Genomic DNA, 17,041 nt, shown 5'->3' with positions numbered 1-17,041 from the left:
GCTTGGGGCGTAAATATAATGTTGCGTATATGCGCGTGATCGTTGCCCTGCTTTTGCTGATCCTAAGCGGTCTGACGGCCATGGCCGAGCCGTTGCCACGTGAGAAACTGGCGTCGTTCGTTCGCGCGCCCTTTTCGCTGGGCGAGGCCCTGAATGACGACGGCGTCTATTCCTTGCTCAACTCTGGCGGGATCGAGGCGGGTTATGTCTTTGAAACAGAGCCGTTAGCCCCGCTGCCCGGTTTCTCGGGCGCGCCTATCAACATGCTGGTCGTGCTCGATCTCGAAGGTCGTTTTCTGGACGTCCAACTGATCGAACATAATGAGCCGATCTTTGTGTCAGGTCTGGGCCAGGCACCGTTCCACAACTATTTCGAACAGTATGGAGGGCTGTCTATTTCAGACTCGATCGTCGTCGGCACGCCCTATGGGGATGCCGCCAGCGGCTCACAGCTTGTTTACCTCGACGGCGTCACCAAGGCCACGGCCAGCGTCCGAATTGCCCACGAATCTGTCATGGGGGCCGCCTTGGCGGTTGCCCGCGAAAAGATGCAGGGACTGGCCACCGCGCCCCCGGCCTATCCCGACCCCGACTATGACGAGGCGCTGACATGGGACGCTCTGGTTGATCAAGGCATCGCCACCCACAAGACCCTCAGTAATGCCGAGGTCGACGCGCTGTTTGCTGGAACATTGTGGGAGGATGACGACCCCGAAGCGCAGGACTACCCGGCCGAGCCGTTCCTGGACCTCTGGATTGTGGACCTCGGACCGAAATCCATCGCCCGCGCGGCCCTGTCTGAAGACAGTTTTGATGAGCTTCAACGCTTCATGGAAATCTCGGACAATGATGAGCCGATCCTGCTGATCGAAACCGCCCGTCACGGCTTGGTCAGCGACGAGTTTGTGCGCAACACCGCGCCCGATTGGATCTCGGCCGAACAGGATGGACTGCCTGTCGCGCTGCGCGATGCAGACCTGCTGGTCGAGCTTGCCGACGGAATGCCGGACGGCACCGCTATGATCCTGCGCACCGACCGGCGACTGGGCTTCGATCCATCGCGGGAATGGGTGCTTAAGGTACTGGCTGTGCGCGAACACGGGATGTTTCAACCCGAGATCGGCTCGGTCACCATGGACGTCCCCCATGTCACCCCTGCGCGGTTCTTTCAGCGCCCCGTGCAAATCAAGCCCGCGCCACCTTGGCTCGAAGCACTGCGCAATCGTCAAAACGATATGATTGTGCTTGGTGTCCTGCTGACCGTGCTTGTTGGCATCTTGAGCCTGCGCATGAATGCACTGGCCGCGCAACCTATGTTCACACCACTGCGCCTGACCATTCTGGCGGTGGTGGTTGGCTTTGTCGGATGGTGGGGACAGGGACAGCTTTCCATTGTCACCGTACTGGGCACGCTTAGAACAGCCCTCGACGGGGGCAGCTATGCTTTCCTTCTATACGACCCGTTTTCGCTGCTGATCTGGGCCGTGTCGATTGCAGGCCTCGTCGCGTGGGGCAGGGGACTGTTCTGTGGCTGGCTCTGCCCCTTTGGAGCATTGCAAGAGTTGGCACATCATATCGGAAAAGCCCTGCGCGTCCCGCAAATCGAACCCTCCCGCGCCTGGGACCAAAGGTTGAAGTGGTTGAAGTACATTGTGCTGGGCGGCCTGATCGTCACCGTCTTCGTTGCACCTGATCAGGTCGACAAAGCCGCCGAGGTCGAGCCCTTCAAAACCGCAATCACCACGTTCTTCATCCGTGAATGGTACTATGTGGCCTATGCCGTCTTCTGGCTGCTGCTGGGCATGGTCCTGTTCAAAGGCTTCTGTCGCTATGTCTGCCCCCTGGGCGCATTTCTGGCGATCGGTGGGCTTCTGCGCGGACGCGACTGGATCGATCGACGCGCCGAATGCGGCTCTCCCTGTCAGCTTTGCCGTGTGAAGTGCAAATACGGCGCGATCAAGAAAACAGGCCAGATTCAATATGACGAGTGCTTCCAATGCCTCGACTGCGTCGCCATCCACGATGACAAACAGCGCTGCGTACCACTGATCGTCGCGGCCCGACGTCAGGCCAGAAAGGTCGCCGCCGAATGATCGCCCGCCGCCGTTTCCTTACTATATCCGCCGCCGCACTGGCCACGCCTGCCGCGGCGAGGTCCATCCACTGGCAGGGATACGCCATGGGGGCCGAGGTCAGCCTGACCCTGGATGCCACCCCCGAAGATGCCCAAATCGCCATTTCCCGCGTTGAGAGGCTGCTCAAACGATGCGAGGAGATGTTCAGCCTCTATGATCCAAACTCGGTCCTATCTGAACTCAACAAGACCGGTTTTCTGAGGAACCCTCCGCGCGAAATGCTGGACCTGTTGCGCATCTGCGGGCAAGCACATCGAGTGACCAAAGGCCTGTTTGACCCAACGGTACAACCGCTCTGGGCCGCTTTGCGGCAGGGCGGGGATGTGAATGATGCGCGCTCCCTGATCGGTTGGGAACGCGTTAGCATCACAGCCGAACGGATCAGGCTGGACAATGGTCAGGCATTGACGCTGAATGGCATCGCGCAAGGATATGCGACCGATCTTGTGGCACATGCGCTGAAACAGGCCGGATGGTCCAGCGTTTTGGTCAACATAGGTGAATTCTACGCAGGGGGCCGCCCCTGGACTATGGGCATTGCTGATCCCCTACATGGCCTGGTAGAAACGGTCGCGCTCAAAAACCGTTCCGTCGCAACCTCCAGCCCTGGCGCGATGTACCTGGAAGGAACTCAATCCCACATCCTGAACCCCAACGGGCAAGATCCAGCCTTGTGGTCAACCGTCAGCGTCATCGCCAACACGGCCACTTGGGCAGACGCGCTTTCCACGGCTTTTTGCCATGCGAACGCTGCGGAAATCTCGCGCACTTTAACCCGATCGCCGGACAATCCGACCGCAATCTGTGTGCAAGACGACGGTACCATTCAATCTATTAAAACATAAAAAACCCCGCTTTTGTTGCGGGGCTTTTGGGTTCGTTTGTCTAGGCGGTTACGCGCAGGCTTGTACGGCGCGTTTGGTCATGACGCTGACCAGATGCGCGCGGTAGTCTTTGCTGCCATGCAGATCGCCGATCATGTTCATCGGGTTCACCTTGAGACCCATCAGCGCGTCGGCGCGGAACTCTTTTGTCAGGGCTTCCTCGGCCTCAGACCAGCGGAACACGCCGTCCTCGCTGGCACCGGTCACGGCCACGCGGACACTATCCGCAAACCGCGCCAGATAGACACCCACCAACGCAAAGCGCGAGGCCGGCTGCAGGAACTTCTGATAGCTCGCCGCCTGCGGCACCGGGAAGCGGATGGATGTGATGATCTCACCCTCGTCCAGCGCCGTGGTGAACATGCCCTGAAAGAAATCATCCGCCGCGATCTGCCGCGCATTGGTCACAATAGTTGCGCCCGAGCCCAACACACCCGCCGGATAACAGGCCGCCGGATCGTTATTGGCCACCGAGCCACCAATGGTGCCGCGATTGCGCACTGCCGGATCCCCGATTTGCCCCGCCAATGCTGCCAGCGCCGGATAGCTTGCCGCCGCCTCGCGCGCCACCGTGGCGTGGGTCGTCGCCCCACCGATAGCGACCGAGCCATCATCCTCGATGCAAACCCCTTGCATCTCGGCAATCCCGCTCAGCGACACCAGCGCCGAGGGCGCCGCCAACCGCTGCTTCAACGTCGGGATCAGCGTCTGACCACCCCCCAACGCCTGCGCATCCTCAGCCCCCAACGCAGCCACCGCATCGGCGATGCTCGAGGGCTTCTCAAACTCGAAATTATACATTCCGCTTTTCCTTTCCAAAATCAGGACACGGCACGCCCCGCCCTTCTTCTGTTCAAAAATACCTCGGGGGGTCCGGGGGCTGGCCCCCCGGTCCACCCTCTCAACTCAGCTGTTCATCGCCGCCCAGACGCGCGACGGGCTGACCGGCATGTCGATGTGATCCACCGCTTTGCCGCCCGAGTTCATCGCATCCAGAACCGCATTGACCACAGCCGGCGGCGAGCCAATGGCCCCAGCCTCACCACAGCCCTTCACACCCAGCGGGTTATGCGTGCATGGCGTCTGGCTGGAATGATCCACGCCGTAGAAGGGCACATCATCGGCGCGCGGCATGGCGTAATCCATGAAGGACGCGCTCAGCAGCTGGCCATTCTCGTCATAGGCGCAGTTCTCCAGCAGAGCCTGACCGATACCCTGACCGATACCGCCATGCACCTGACCATCCACGATCATCGGGTTGACGATATTGCCAAAGTCATCGGCGGCGGTGAAGGCCTCGATGCTGACCTTGCCGGTCTCGGGGTCCAGTTCGACCTCGCAGGCATAGGCGCCCGAGGGGAAGGTAAAGTTGGCCGGGTCGTAAAACGCGGTCTCCTCCAGCCCCGGCTCGACCTCCAGCGGGTAGTTATGCGGCACATAGGCCGTCAGGGTCACATCGCCCCAGGCCACCGATTTATCGGTGCCCGCCACGCTGAACTGACCATCCTTCAGCTCAATATCAGCCTCCGACGCCTCCAGCAGGTGAGCGGCGATCTTCTTGGCCTTGTCGATCACCTTCTCGGTGGCCTTGACCATGGCCGAGCCACAGACCGCCAGCGAACGCGAGCCATAGGTGCCCATCCCAAACGGGATCTTCGAGGTGTCGCCATGCACGATCTCGACCATCGACTCGTCGATGCCGATCATGTCGGCCACAACCTGCGGGAAGGCGGTCTCATGCCCTTGTCCATGGCTGTGTGCACCGACCATGACACTGATCGAGCCGGTGGCGTTCACCCGCACGGTCGCCGCGTCATAGAGACCCGCGCGCGCGCCCAGCATGCCCACGATGTTCGACGGCGCTATGCCGCAGGCCTCGATATAGCAGTTGATCCCAAGGCCCCGCAGCTTGCCCTTGGCCTCGCTTTCCGCGCGCCGCGCGGCAAAGCCGGCCAGATCGGCGGCGGCCTCCAGCTTGTCCATGGTCCCGTTGTAATCGCCAGTGTCATAGGTCAGCGCCACCGGCGTGTCATAGGGAACTGGGTGATGAAGTTCTGCCGGCGCAGCGCAATGGGATCGACCCCCAACTCGCGCGCGGCTTTGTCGACGACGCGCTCCAGCTGATAGGTCGCCTCGGGCCGGCCCGCGCCGCGATACGCATCCACCGGCACCGTGTTGGTGAACATCGCCTTCACGTTCACCTGAATGACCGGCGTCTTGTAATTGCCTGCCATCAGCGTGCCGTGCAGCCATGTGGGCACGGAACTTGAGAAGGTCGACAGATAGGCGCCAAGGTTCGCAAAGGTGTTGGTGCGCAGACCGACAAAGTTATTGTCCGCATCCAGCGCCAGTTCGATCGTGCTGACATGGTCGCGGCCATGAGCATCGGACATGAACGCCTCGGACCGGCTGGCCGACCACTTCACAGGCCGGTTGCAGGCCTTGGCCGCAAAGGTCACAAATGCCTCTTCCGCATAATGGAAGATCTTGGTGCCAAAACCACCGCCCACATCCGGGGCCACAACGCGCACCTTATGCTCCGGCAGGCCCAGCACAAAGGCGCACATCAGCAGACGGATCACATGCGGGTTCTGCGAGGTGGTATAGAGCGTATACTCCTCGGTCCCGCGGCTGTATTCCGCCACCGCCACGCGCGGCTCCATTGGGTTGGCAACCAGACGGTTGTTCACCAGATCCAGCGTGGTCACATGGGCCGCATTGGCAAAGACCTCATTGACCTTAGCGTCATCCGCCTCACCCAGCTGCCAGTCATAGCAGATGTTGTTCTTCAGATCGTCATGGACCAGCGTCGCGCCCTCCTGGGCGGCGGCTTTCATGTCGATCACGGCGGGCAGTTCTTCGATATCGAGATCGATCGCCTCGGCCGCGTCGCGCGCCTGTTCCAGGCTGTCAGCCACCACGGCCGCGATGGGATCGCCCACATGACGCACTTTACCTTGCGCCAGAATGGGGTGCGCCGGTTCCTGCATGGGCGCACCGTGCTTGTCGGTCACCTCCCAGCCGCAGGGGATGCCACCCACCCCTTCGAAATCCTTGCCGGTAAACACTTTGACCACACCAGGCATGGCCTCAGCGGCCGAGGTGTCGATGCTGGTGATCCGGCCATGCGCGATATCCGAGCGCAGGAAATACACATAGGCCTGTCCGGCCACGTTGATGTCGTCGGTATAATTGCCCGCTCCGGTCAGAAAGCGCACGTCCTCGCGCCGCTTGGAACTGGCTCCGATGCCACTGTCTTTGGGCATTGCTTGATCTCCTCCCTGGAAAAGAATTTTCGACGAAAATTCTTGCCCGCCGCCCTATTCGGCAGCGATGTTGCTCACGTCCTGACCCGATGCGGCCATGATCGCCTTGACGATGTTATGATAGCCCGTGCACCGGCACAGGTTGCCTTCCAGATAATGCCGGATCTCGGCCTCGGTCGGACGCGGATTGTCCTTCAGCAAGGCCGCCGCACTCATCACCATCCCCGGCGTGCAGAACCCGCACTGAAGACCGTGATGATCCTGAAACGCCTGCTGGATCACGTTCAAAGACCCATCCGCAGTCGCCTGACCTTCAATCGTGCCAACATCAGACCCGTCCGCCTCAAGCGCAAGCATGTTGCAAGACTTCACAGCCTGACCATCAACATGCACAACACACGCACCACATTGCGCCGTGTCACACCCAACATGCGTCCCCGTCATCCCCAAATGATCACGCAAAAAGCCAGACAATAACGTCCGTCCCTCAACTTCACCGCTCACAGCTACGCCGTTCACAGTCATCGAAATCTTCATCAGATTTTCCTCCCTTAAATTTTCGGGTCAACCACCGAACAGGCGCTTGAACCAACCTTTTTTCTCTTCCGGCGGCGCTGCCTGTGCTGGCTCAACCGACGTTTCTGGCTCAGCAGGGGCCGCGGCCGGTTCGGGCGCAGCCTCGGCAGGCGCGGGCCGAGGGTGTTCCTCGACCACATTCTGGAAATTCTCAAAGAACTGGTCGGCCATTTTCTTGGCCACGCCATCAATGACCCGCCCCCCTAGCTGAGCCAGCTTGCCGCCCACGCGCGCATCGACATTATAGGCCAGCAACGTCCCCTCCGGCGCATCCGACAAGGTGACATCTGCTGCACCCTTGGCAAATCCGGCGGCCCCGCCTTTGCCTTCCCCTGATAGCTTGACGCTTTCCTGATCCACCATGTCCGAAAGGGTCACTTCACCTTTGAAGGTCGCCTTTACGGGTCCGACCTTCTGCACCACTGTCGCGGCAAACCCATTTTCTGCTGTTCCCGACATTTCTTTGCAGCCGGGGACACATTCTTTCAGAATGTCGGCCGATAGCAGTGCCTCCCAGACTTTGGAACGTGGGGCCGCAATCACGCGGCTGTCATGTAGTTCCATGTCACTCCCTCCAGTATTTTCGGTTAAGCTACGCGGTGATCTGCCCGGTGCCTATAAGACCTTGGGTGTAGTCACCGCAGTTTCGGCGGTGCATGCGTCAGGCCGTGCGCGGCGAATATCTGCTCGATCCGGCCATCCTGAAGTGCTGCATAAATCGCATCGTCCACTGCATAGCTGAGGCCGCGATAGGCGAAATGAACCGCAACGCCACTGGTCCAACTGCTGACGGCAAAACCGGGCAAGGGCGGCGTGTGCAGATCCAATTCGGGCGTCAAACCGGCTTCGAGCTGAGCGCGTGGGCCCATGGCCGCCATGGTGTCACCTGCCGCCAAGGCCTCCATCGCAAGACCCGCTGTGGGAAAGCGGTGCACATTCTGCGCAAGCTGGCCGCCCGGAAAGGCCGACAGGTAGAAATCAGCAATCGAGTCATTTTCCACCGCGACCGTATCAAAGCGGAAATAGGCCGGAACGGGCGGGTCTTCGGGGTATTCATCCTTGCGATAGGCAATCGCGATTTCTTCATCGTGATACTGACCGGTGAAAACCACTTGTTCGACCCGACAGGCGAATTCACTGTCATAGGGGACGTGTAGCATCACATTGGCGACACGTCCGTTGATCAAAGGGCCTTTCCAGACCCAGTTGCGCAGGTCGGCTTCAAGATTTTCTCCTGCGGCGACCAGATTGAACCGAGCTTCGACACCCAGATCTTCGGCAATCAACTTGCCGATTTCTATATCGACGCCCTGAATCCTGCCGTCTTCCTCGAACGACCACGGGGCGAAATCCTCATAGGCTGCGAACTCAATATAACCACGCTCGATAATGGTATCGAGGTCGGCTCCCACGATGTCACGGCTGGCGTTTTGCGGTTTGGGTTGGGGCACATGATCTTCACACCTGGCCATTGCTTGCCCGGTGGTCAGGGCCGCAGCCAACAGGGAGAAAACAAAAAAGCGTCCGATCATGTGCCCCACTCTGCCGATCTATTGCGCGGCAGACAAGCCGATGGTCAGCTGTTCCGCTGCCTCGGCAAAGTTCGGGCTGTCCCCCGAAATTAATACAGCGGCGCGTAGGGCGACGCTATCGGCCACGGGCGCGCCCGAGCCGGTCTCAATCGTTCCCGCAATCTCGCTGAGTTCAGATTGTAGCGCGGCTGCGTCTCCGTCGCCGCCGTTGGCCATCGCGGCCAGCAGATCACGGATCTCCTTCAGCCGGTCGGAATGATCGTCCAAAGCCCCGTCATCGGGACGGGTTTCTATATATGTGCGGATGGCCCACGCGGCCTTCTGGCCCAAAAGCTCGCCAAAGGCGGGCATCTTGGTGATCCCGTTCTGAGTGTAACCTTCGCGGAACCGCTCGGCATACCATTCATCGCCATATTCTTCGGCCTCAAGATACCTCAGATCAGGGGCCAACCCGCCCGAGACAACACCCAAACCATGGCATCGCGCGCAGTTCTGGTTATAGCCGGAATCACCAATTTCAATCGCCGCCTGCCAGACCTCTTCTCCCTTGTCGCGGTAAGGGTTCTCGATCAGCCACTCATCGCCCACATCGGGCAGAGCGTCAGTATTGACGGGCTGCGGGGCGACATCGCCATGGGCCAGCGCCATGCCGCCAGCCATGACGGCGCCTAGCATTACGCTATAAAAACCTGGACGCATCTTATCCTCCTCTACGACGCTTTCCCCGGTCATAGCTTAGCAGAATTCAGCATGGAATTAGACCTTGGTTGCACATTGGGGGGTAGCTGCGACTAAGGTCTAATGGTCCCGAAAGGGATGAGCAGATTTTATCAAATTGCTAGGGAGGAGGCGTCGACATGAAAACCTATTTGCGCGCCTTGATCGCTTCGGTTCTGCTGCCGGTCGCAGCTTTTGCCGAGGTTGAGGTTTCGGTCACATATTTGCAGATGCAGGTACCGCGGCCTCCGGTTTTATCCAACCTTGATCCGATTCCGGACGATCTGGGCGTGGCAGGGGCCGAGCTGGCCTTGACCGATAATCTGACAACCGCGAAATTCCTGGGGCACAAATACAATCTGTCCGTCACATCCGTTCCCGAAAGTGGCGATTGGCTGACCGCAGCCCGTCAGGCTTTGGCGGATAGCCCTTTTCTAATCCTCGATGCGCCTGCACAAGCGCAACTGGACGTTGCTGACCTGCCTGAGGCGGCGAACGCTATTCTGCTAAACGCATCCGCGTCTGATCTGAATGTGCGAGACCAGAATTGCCGCGCCAATCTGCTGCATACTTTGCCGTCGAACATGATGCGCACCGATGCGCTGGTTCAATTTCTGGTCAAACGCCGCTGGGACGAGTTGGTGATGATCACCGGCGTCCATCCCGGTGATCAGGCCTTTGCACAGTCTCTCAAACGTTCGCTGGAAAAATTCCGTCTGGAGCTGAGCGCCGAAAAGACATGGGAATTCGACGCCGACCTGCGCCGCAACGCCGCCCAAGAGGTGCCGCTGTTTACACAGGAATTCGGTGACTATGACATCCTGCTGGTCGCCGATGAATTAGACGATTTCAGCCGGTATATCGAATTCAACACATGGAAGGCCCGCCCCGTGGCAGGGTCCGACGGACTGCAACCTGTAACGTGGTCGCGTGTGGTGGAACAATGGGGCGCGGTCCAGATGCAAAACCGGTTCACCGAACAGACCGGCCGCAGCATGATGCCAAAGGATTATGCCGCATGGGCCGCCTACCGGACTTTGGGCGAGGCAGTGACACGCACGCAATCCAGTGACCCGACCGTTTTGCTCGACTACATCCTGTCGGACGATTTCGAGCTGGCCGGGTTCAAGGGCAGGGCGATGAATTTCCGGTCCTGGAACGGGCAGTTGCGGCAACCGATCCCATTGGTCACCGACCGCGCCGTCGTTGCGATGGCGCCGCTGGAGGGGTTCTTGCACCAGCGCACGGAACTCGACACGTTGGGACTAGACGAGGGCGAAAGCCAGTGTCAGGCATTCAGGGAGTAACTGGGATGAGATTGACAGCACTTCTGGCGGCGACCGCCCTCTGCGCACCGGCGGCCGCGGACGAAATGTGGATCAGCAATGAAAAGGACGACACGCTGAGCGTGATCGACATCGAGACGCTCGAGGTGATCCGTACGATAGAAACCGGCGAACGCCCACGCGGGATCACCTTTTCCAAGGATTTCTCGGTGCTGTATATCTGCGCCTCGGACAGCGACGCGGTGCAGGTGATGGACCCGGAAACGGGCGAGATCCTACACGATCTGCCCTCGGGCGAGGACCCCGAGCAATTTGTGCTGCACCCCAATGATCGCCATCTTTATATCGCTAACGAAGACGACGCGATCACCACCGTAGTCGATACGGAATCGCGCACCGTAATTGCTCAGATCGACGTTGGGATTGAGCCCGAAGGGATGGCTGTGTCCCCCGATGGCAAGATCGCCATCACCACGTCCGAGACCACCAACATGGCCCATTGGATCGACACCGAAACGCAAGAGCTGTTCGCCAACACTCTGGTCGATTCCCGACCGCGCCACGCGGAATTCCTGAAGGATGGGACCGAGCTGTGGGTCAGCTCGGAAATCGGCGGTACCATCACGGTGTTCGACGTGGAAACACAGACCGAAAAGGCCAAGATCGAGTTCGAGGTCGAAGGTGTCCACCCCGACCGGGTGCAACCCGTGGGGTTTGAACTGTCCAACGGGGATGAAACCGCCTTTGTCGCGCTGGGACCGTCGAACCATGTGGCGGCCGTGAATGCCGAAACCTATGAGGTTGAAGACTACATCCTTGTGGGGCGTCGCGTCTGGCACATGGATTTCAACGCCGACAAATCGCTGCTGTTCACCACAAACGGCGTATCCGGCGATGTGACCGTGATCGACGTGGCGAAACGTGAACCCATCAAGACAATCAAGGTCGGACGCTTCCCCTGGGGCGCGGCCTTCCGTCCGACCAACTGAAAGAATTTCGAGGAGACTTAAGAGATGAAGCAATTGATATGCGTGGCCGCGATGATGGCTATGGCTTTGCCAGCTGCGGCTTTGGCCGATGATGACGATGACGGATTTGGTCTGGCCGGAATTTTGTCGGCGAAGAACAAAGAAGACCTGCCGCCGATCACTCTGTCCGCCGGTGTGCCTCTGGCCGAGGCCCCGTGGGTGCTGAAATCCGGCATGTACTACGAGTTCGAGATTCAGGGCGATGGCAGTCAGGAACTGGCTTTGGTGGGTCCTGAATTCTTCCGCGCGATCTGGGTTGATGAAATCGTCGTCGAAGGACTGGAAATCCGCCCTCTGGGGCTGGACTCGGTCGAATTCGATGAAGCTGGTGAGATGGAAATAGGCTTTGTCGCGATCAAGCCGGGCAGCTACTATCTGAAAGTGCCGGGCAGCACCGGCGAAACACAGCGGCTGGAGATTACCATTCAGTGACAGGGCTTTCAGTCCGAAATGTCAGCTACGCCTATGGCGAGAAACGCGCGCTTGATGATGTGAGCTTTCATGTCCCCCAGGGCGCGTTTTGTGCGTTGCTGGGACCGAACGGAGCAGGGAAGTCGACCCTGTTTTCTCTTCTGACACGGTTGTTTACCACGGCGCAGGGCGTGATCGAGGTTGCAGGGTTCGACATCTCAAAACAGCCCCGTCAGGCGCTGGCTCAGATTGGCGTGGTGTTTCAACAACCTACGTTGGACCTGGATCTGACGGTGCACCGCAACCTCAGTTATTTCGCCGCTTTGCACGGGTTGGCGGGGCGCGATGCCGAAACGCGGATCTCAGTCGCGCTTGACCGGCTGGACATGGCCGAACGCGCGGCCGAACGCACCCGCGACCTGAATGGCGGGCACCGTCGAAGGCTGGAGATCGCACGCAGCCTAATCCATTCCCCATCGGTTCTTCTGCTGGACGAGCCAACGGTTGGACTGGATGCGGCCGCCCGAAAAGCCATCACGCAGCATGTCCATGCGCTGTCGCAGCAGGACGGGCTGACCGTGCTCTGGGCGACGCATTTGACCGACGAGATCGAGCCGGATGACCACGTCGCCATCCTTCACCGTGGCAAGCTGCTGAAACAGGAACTGTGCAGCGACCTGACCAGCGGACAACCTTTGCAACACGTCTTTCTGTCCATGACAGGGGCCACGGCATGACCGGCGCGCTGATTGCCCTGCGCGCCATTCTGATACGCGAGGCACTACGCTTTGTTCGTCAGCGCAGCCGATTTGTCGCCGCGCTGGTGCGCCCTCTGGTCTGGCTGATTGTCTTTGCCGCCGGATTTCGCGCGGCATTGGGCCTGTCTATCACGCCACCCTATCAGACCTATATCACATATGAGATTTACATCGTGCCCGGCCTGTGCGGTATGATCATGCTGTTCAACGGGATGCAAAGCTCTCTCAGTCTTGTCTATGACCGCGAGATGGGCTCCATGCGCTTGCTGCTGACCAGCCCTTTGCCCCGCTGGTGGCTTTTGTTTTGCCGCTTGCTGGCCAGCACGACGATCTCGATCCTGCAGGTCTATACCTTTCTTGCGGTCGCCGCGGTTTACGGCATCGATATGCCAATCATTGGTTATCTGCTGGTGTTCCCGGCACTGATCGTGGCGGGGCTGATGCTCGGCGCGTTGGGGTTGGCGCTGTCCTCGGCCATCAAGCAGCTTGAAAATTTCGCGGGGGTAATGAACTTTGTCATCTTCCCGATGTTCTTCCTGTCCTCGGCGCTTTACCCGCTGTGGAAGATGGCCGAAAGCTCGGCCCTGTTGCGCGATATCTGCGCGTTCAACCCTTTCACCCACGCGGTCGAGTTGATCCGTTTTGCGCTCTACGGGCAATTCAACGCCGCAGCCCTCGGATGGACGATTCTGGCCGGGTTTATTTTCCTGGGACTTGCGCTTTGGGGATATGATCCGGCGCGGGGAGTGAAGAAACCCCGCGGGTAGAGCCTCTACGACCATGGCAGACGTGAAATCGCGCGAGTGTTGAGGTAGACTACCCCAAAACCAGAGGGCTCGACCATGATCCGTATCGCTGCACTGTCCCTGTTCATAGCGTCCGCCGCCTCGGCCCAAACGGTCGAGGATGAGTTCGGCACGCTCAACCCGCAGGACACAGGATGGGGCAAGGTCATGAGCAATATCGACAACGGTATCACCGACATGACCACCTGCGCGTCGGGCTACTACATGACCAAGTCAGGGCGGCATGATCTGGCGCGTACTTTGTTCAGAACCTGCGCCGAGGCGGGCTATACCGGAGCCATGACATGGATGGGTCAGTTGGACAATAACGGTCTAGCGGGTCCCTATGACCCGGACGCAGCCGCCGAATGGGACAAACGCGCCGCCGATCTGGGCGATCCGGTTGGAAAGTTCAACTATGGCCTCAACCTGCTGCGCGGGCACGGTGTGGCGCAGAATCAGGAACTGGGACGCGCCTATGTCGATGAAGCCGCGCGGGAAGGGCTTAAAATCGCCAAACGGCTGCAAGAATCGGGCTATGATCCGAACGAGGTCACACCCGACGCGGATGAATGGAAATACGCGCCCCTGTTCTGAAAAGCGCAATATCCCCACATTTCTACGACCAAAGGATGAGGGTGCGCCTTCAGTTTCTTGATGTACGTCAAGCCCTTGCCCCCAGCGGAATTCGTATCATTCGAAAAACGTTTGGAGGACCCTATGAAACACCTCGCCTTGTCACTTGGCCTCGTCGCTTACGCCATCTCGGCCCCACCCGCGCTGGCTCAATCCACCTTCGACCGCATCAAGGTTGACGCCGGTGAAGATCTGTTTTTCTCGGAATGTCGACGTTGTCACGCGCCGGATGCCACGGATCCAAGCTATGGGCCTCAGTTGGACGGGATCGTAGGGCGCAAGGCAGGAACCGTTGACGGCTATGACTATTCAGACGCGCTTGCAGGTTCCGGTATCGTCTGGACGCCCCCAGCACTGCGCGCATGGATGGAGGACAATGACGGTTTCATGCCCGGCACCAAGATGCGCCATGTGGGTATCGGAGACCGAACGATTCAGGATTTTATTCTGGCTTACCTGAGCAGCCTTTCCGCGCAATAACCCTATTCAATCACGATACCTGGCAACCAGTGGCTGTCAGGGTCGGATTCGTGGATGTCATCATGCTTTATCGGTCTGAGGTTCCCGGCCTCGGGCGGTGCCGACAACACGTCCATGTCCATTTCGTGCAATTGCCCAACAAGATGGTCGCCGTCCGCGTTCAAGCGGTAGTAAATGCCGTTCCACATGTTGATACCGTATTCGGTCGCGCCCTTATGGATGAACAAAAGATCATATTCTAGATCGGTCAGATCCTCTGCGGAAACATACCGCTGCAACTCGTAGGGGTAGGGGACATGGCACCAGTGTTTGTCCGGGCCTTCCAAGCACTTAAACGGGCGCATTGACAAGAAATGTTCGGAAAACACCTCGTCATTGAATTCGAGATCGTAGATCGTTGTGTCGCCATTTTGCGAGAATTTTACGTACCCTATCAGTATTCTATGCCCAGCATCATCAACGAGAAAAATCTCTTTCTGCCCGGTTAACGGTTTGGCCACCGAAGGTAGGGCCGAAGCAAGGCCAAGCAGCAAAATGCTTGAAAAAAGCCGTCGCATTGTATCCTCCCTTCAGAAAAAGTTGGGTCACACTAGTTGAAATCGTCCGCTCAAGCCCTACGACCATTGTGCAATTTCACCGAAGGACTCTCCCGCGAATAATACTCTCGCCAACAATCCCGACGTGTCGGAGATTCGGCACGGAGGAAAGACATAAGTCTAGGGAGGACACCGATGAGCCGGTTTATCATGGCGGCAGTTGCAAGTGTGATTGCAACGGGCGCGGCCTATGCAGAAGTTACCGAAGACGATCTGGCGAACGACCAAACGATCACCACGCAGATCGTGACCAATGGCATGGGGCGGCACTTGCAGCGCTACAGCCCGCTGGACATGCTGAACAAGGACAACGTCGATAACCTGCTGCCAGCCTGGGCTTTCAGCCTTGGCGGCGAAAAGCAGCGCGGTCAGGAAACCCAGCCGCTGATCTATGACGGTATGATGTATATCACCGGATCCTACTCGCGCCTCTATGCGATTGATCTGAAGACCGGTAAAGAAGTCTGGCAATACGACGCGCGTCTGCCCGAAGGCATTCTGCCCTGCTGTGACGTGGTCAACCGTGGTGCGGCCATCTATGGCGACATGGTCATCTTTGGCACGCTGGACGCACGGATCGTGGCGCTGAACAAGGACACGGGCGATGTTGTCTGGCGCGACAAGATCGCCGACTACAAAGCGGGCTATTCCTATACAGCGGCTCCACTGATCGTCGACGGGCTGGTGATCACCGGCAATTCGGGTGGTGAGTTCGGCATCGTTGGCGCGGTTCAGGCGCGGGACGTCAATACCGGCGACCTAGTCTGGGAACGGCCGGTGATCGAAGGCCATATGGGCACGCTGAACGGCGAAGAAAGCACCATGACAGGTGAGCTGAACGCAACCTGGCCTGGCGACATGTGGAAAACCGGCGGCGGCGCGACGTGGCTGGGCGGCTCGTACGATGCCGACACCGACACGTTGGTCTTCGGCGCGGGCAACCCGGCCCCCTGGAACAGCTGGTTGCGCAATGCAGGGACCCCGACCGAAGGCAACAAGGGCGACAACCTCTATGCCGCCAGCCGCATCGGGATCGACCCCAAAACTGGCGACATCAAGTGGCACTTCCAGACCACGCCGCGCGAAGGCTGGGATTATGACGGCGTAAACGAAGTCGTCGCCTATACCGACCGCGAGGGCAATCAGCGCTATGCAACCGCCGACCGCAACGGGTACTTCTATGTGCTGAACCGTGAAGATGGCGGGTTCGTATCTGCCACGCCCTTCGTCAAGGATATCACATGGTCCTCCGGGGTGGATGAAACCGGTCGTCCGATCTTTGTCGAAGATAACCGCCCCGGTGATCCTGCAGCGGCAGCCGATGGTAAGAAAGGTGAAGTGATCTTTGCTTCGCCCTCGTTCCTGGGTGGCAAGAACTGGATGCCGATGGCGTTTTCGCAGAAAACCGGCAATTTCTATGTGCCTTCCAACGAATGGGGCATGGATATCTGGAACGAGCCGATCACCTACAAGAAAGGTGCCGCCTATCTGGGCGCGGGCTTTACCATCAAGCCGAACTACGAAGACCATATCGGCTCGCTCAAGGCCATTGACCCGGATACCGGCGAATGGAAGTGGGAATACAAGAACGACGCGCCGCTTTGGTCGGGCGTGATGACCACTGCTGGTGGTCTGGTGTTCTTCGGCACACCCGAGGGCGAGTTCATTGCTTTGGATGATGAAACCGGCGAAAAGCTATGGTCGTTCCAGACCGGTTCGGGCATCGTCGGTCAGCCTGTAACTTGGGAACAGGATGGCGAGCAATATGTCTCGGTCATCTCGGGTTGGGGCGGCGCGGTTCCGCTTTGGGGTGGTGAAGTGGCCAAAAAGGTCAACTACCTGAACCAGGGTGGCACTTTGTGGACCTTCCGTCTGCCGAAAGAGCTGGCCTCGGCAAACTGATACAAGGGTCTTTCGATCCAAGCGCGCGCCCCAAACGGGCGCGCGTTTT

At 59.0% G+C, this 17,041-nt stretch carries 16 protein-coding genes and 1 pseudogene; 10 read left to right on the top strand and 7 right to left on the bottom strand.

What is annotated here, in order from left to right:
• Positions 1-29: 29 nt before the first annotated feature.
• A complete protein-coding gene (locus tag ACR3E7_RS22160; RefSeq protein WP_480503823.1) occupies positions 30-2,093 on the top strand; it encodes a 4Fe-4S binding protein in 2,064 nt (687 codons plus the stop codon).
• Positions 2,090-2,980 (top strand): FAD:protein FMN transferase, encoded by an 891-nt coding sequence (locus tag ACR3E7_RS22155; protein ID WP_480503824.1) that lies wholly within the window; start codon positions 2,090-2,092, stop codon positions 2,978-2,980. The genes ACR3E7_RS22160 and ACR3E7_RS22155 overlap by 4 nt, the downstream gene beginning before the upstream one ends.
• A 48-nt stretch (positions 2,981-3,028) precedes the next feature.
• Here the strand turns inward: ACR3E7_RS22155 and ACR3E7_RS22150 are convergent, their stop codons facing one another.
• From ACR3E7_RS22150 to pedF, 6 genes and pseudogenes are all read right to left on the bottom strand, one after another.
• On the bottom strand, positions 3,029-3,820 hold the full coding sequence (locus tag ACR3E7_RS22150) for an FAD binding domain-containing protein (protein WP_170791791.1): 792 nt from the start codon (positions 3,818-3,820) through the stop codon (positions 3,029-3,031).
• A 105-nt stretch (positions 3,821-3,925) separates the two neighbouring features.
• Positions 3,926-6,285, bottom strand: a pseudogene (locus ACR3E7_RS22145) (xanthine dehydrogenase family protein molybdopterin-binding subunit).
• A gap of 54 nt (positions 6,286-6,339) precedes the next feature.
• Positions 6,340-6,825, bottom strand: a complete 486-nt coding sequence (locus tag ACR3E7_RS22140; protein ID WP_480719563.1) for a (2Fe-2S)-binding protein — start codon at positions 6,823-6,825, stop codon at positions 6,340-6,342.
• 24 nt (positions 6,826-6,849) lie between these two features.
• Positions 6,850-7,425: an SRPBCC family protein gene (locus ACR3E7_RS22135; RefSeq protein ID WP_480506047.1), complete on the bottom strand. Its 576-nt coding sequence runs from the start codon at positions 7,423-7,425 to the stop codon at positions 6,850-6,852.
• A gap of 71 nt (positions 7,426-7,496) precedes the next feature.
• A complete protein-coding gene (locus ACR3E7_RS22130) occupies positions 7,497-8,393 on the bottom strand; it encodes a substrate-binding periplasmic protein (RefSeq protein ID WP_480506045.1) in 897 nt (298 codons plus the stop codon).
• Between the two features lie 18 nt (positions 8,394-8,411).
• Positions 8,412-9,092 carry a cytochrome c-550 PedF gene (pedF, locus tag ACR3E7_RS22125; protein ID WP_170791700.1) on the bottom strand — a complete coding sequence of 227 codons (681 nt, stop codon included), beginning with the start codon at positions 9,090-9,092 and terminating at the stop codon, positions 8,412-8,414.
• Positions 9,093-9,250: 158 nt separating this feature from the next.
• On the opposite strand from pedF, the gene ACR3E7_RS22120 reads away from it, so the two are divergent.
• The 7 genes from ACR3E7_RS22120 (at position 9,251) to ACR3E7_RS22090 (ending at position 14,494) form a co-directional block, all read left to right on the top strand.
• Complete coding sequence (locus ACR3E7_RS22120) at positions 9,251-10,417, top strand: ABC transporter substrate-binding protein (protein WP_480506042.1); 1,167 nt, start codon at positions 9,251-9,253, stop codon at positions 10,415-10,417.
• A 5-nt stretch (positions 10,418-10,422) separates the two neighbouring features.
• Positions 10,423-11,385, top strand: a complete 963-nt coding sequence (locus ACR3E7_RS22115; RefSeq protein ID WP_170785523.1) for a YVTN family beta-propeller repeat protein — start codon at positions 10,423-10,425, stop codon at positions 11,383-11,385.
• Between the two features lie 24 nt (positions 11,386-11,409).
• Complete coding sequence (locus tag ACR3E7_RS22110; protein WP_170775735.1) at positions 11,410-11,856, top strand: hypothetical protein; 447 nt, start codon at positions 11,410-11,412, stop codon at positions 11,854-11,856.
• Entirely contained in the window at positions 11,853-12,572 is a 720-nt protein-coding gene (locus tag ACR3E7_RS22105; protein WP_170791698.1) for an ABC transporter ATP-binding protein, read from the top strand. The genes ACR3E7_RS22110 and ACR3E7_RS22105 overlap by 4 nt, the downstream gene beginning before the upstream one ends.
• Complete coding sequence (locus tag ACR3E7_RS22100) at positions 12,569-13,360, top strand: ABC transporter permease (protein WP_170775731.1); 792 nt, start codon at positions 12,569-12,571, stop codon at positions 13,358-13,360. Before ACR3E7_RS22105 ends, ACR3E7_RS22100 begins: the two co-directional genes overlap by 4 nt.
• A gap of 75 nt (positions 13,361-13,435) precedes the next feature.
• Complete coding sequence (locus ACR3E7_RS22095; RefSeq protein ID WP_480506039.1) at positions 13,436-13,975, top strand: tetratricopeptide repeat protein; 540 nt, start codon at positions 13,436-13,438, stop codon at positions 13,973-13,975.
• 123 nt (positions 13,976-14,098) lie between these two features.
• Complete coding sequence (locus tag ACR3E7_RS22090) at positions 14,099-14,494, top strand: c-type cytochrome (protein WP_170791696.1); 396 nt, start codon at positions 14,099-14,101, stop codon at positions 14,492-14,494.
• A 2-nt stretch (positions 14,495-14,496) separates the two neighbouring features.
• On the opposite strand, the gene ACR3E7_RS22085 is transcribed toward ACR3E7_RS22090, so the two are convergent.
• Positions 14,497-15,051 carry a hypothetical protein gene (locus ACR3E7_RS22085; protein WP_480506037.1) on the bottom strand — a complete coding sequence of 185 codons (555 nt, stop codon included), beginning with the start codon at positions 15,049-15,051 and terminating at the stop codon, positions 14,497-14,499.
• A gap of 174 nt (positions 15,052-15,225) precedes the next feature.
• On the opposite strand from ACR3E7_RS22085, the gene ACR3E7_RS22080 reads away from it, so the two are divergent.
• Entirely contained in the window at positions 15,226-16,992 is a 1,767-nt protein-coding gene (locus ACR3E7_RS22080; protein ID WP_170775724.1) for a PQQ-dependent methanol/ethanol family dehydrogenase, read from the top strand.
• The last annotated feature ends 49 nt before the right edge of the window (positions 16,993-17,041 follow it).

It is taken from the genome of Ruegeria sp. BK1, assembly GCF_056535645.1.
Note: the sequence above shows the minus strand (reverse complement) of the source record. Positions and strands in the feature narration are given on the sequence as shown.

Coding starts and splice junctions, on each gene's coding strand:
- ACR3E7_RS22160 (WP_480503823.1), top strand. CDS start 30: ATGCGCGTGATCGTTGCCCTGCTTTTGCTGATCCTAAGCGGTCTGACG.
- ACR3E7_RS22155 (WP_480503824.1), top strand. CDS start 2,090: ATGATCGCCCGCCGCCGTTTCCTTACTATATCCGCCGCCGCACTGGCC.
- ACR3E7_RS22150 (WP_170791791.1), bottom strand. CDS start 3,820: ATGTATAATTTCGAGTTTGAGAAGCCCTCGAGCATCGCCGATGCGGTG.
- ACR3E7_RS22135 (WP_480506047.1), bottom strand. CDS start 7,425: ATGGAACTACATGACAGCCGCGTGATTGCGGCCCCACGTTCCAAAGTC.
- ACR3E7_RS22130 (WP_480506045.1), bottom strand. CDS start 8,393: ATGATCGGACGCTTTTTTGTTTTCTCCCTGTTGGCTGCGGCCCTGACC.
- pedF (WP_170791700.1), bottom strand. CDS start 9,092: ATGCGTCCAGGTTTTTATAGCGTAATGCTAGGCGCCGTCATGGCTGGC.
- ACR3E7_RS22120 (WP_480506042.1), top strand. CDS start 9,251: ATGAAAACCTATTTGCGCGCCTTGATCGCTTCGGTTCTGCTGCCGGTC.
- ACR3E7_RS22115 (WP_170785523.1), top strand. CDS start 10,423: ATGAGATTGACAGCACTTCTGGCGGCGACCGCCCTCTGCGCACCGGCG.
- ACR3E7_RS22110 (WP_170775735.1), top strand. CDS start 11,410: ATGAAGCAATTGATATGCGTGGCCGCGATGATGGCTATGGCTTTGCCA.
- ACR3E7_RS22100 (WP_170775731.1), top strand. CDS start 12,569: ATGACCGGCGCGCTGATTGCCCTGCGCGCCATTCTGATACGCGAGGCA.
- ACR3E7_RS22095 (WP_480506039.1), top strand. CDS start 13,436: ATGATCCGTATCGCTGCACTGTCCCTGTTCATAGCGTCCGCCGCCTCG.
- ACR3E7_RS22090 (WP_170791696.1), top strand. CDS start 14,099: ATGAAACACCTCGCCTTGTCACTTGGCCTCGTCGCTTACGCCATCTCG.
- ACR3E7_RS22085 (WP_480506037.1), bottom strand. CDS start 15,051: ATGCGACGGCTTTTTTCAAGCATTTTGCTGCTTGGCCTTGCTTCGGCC.
- ACR3E7_RS22080 (WP_170775724.1), top strand. CDS start 15,226: ATGAGCCGGTTTATCATGGCGGCAGTTGCAAGTGTGATTGCAACGGGC.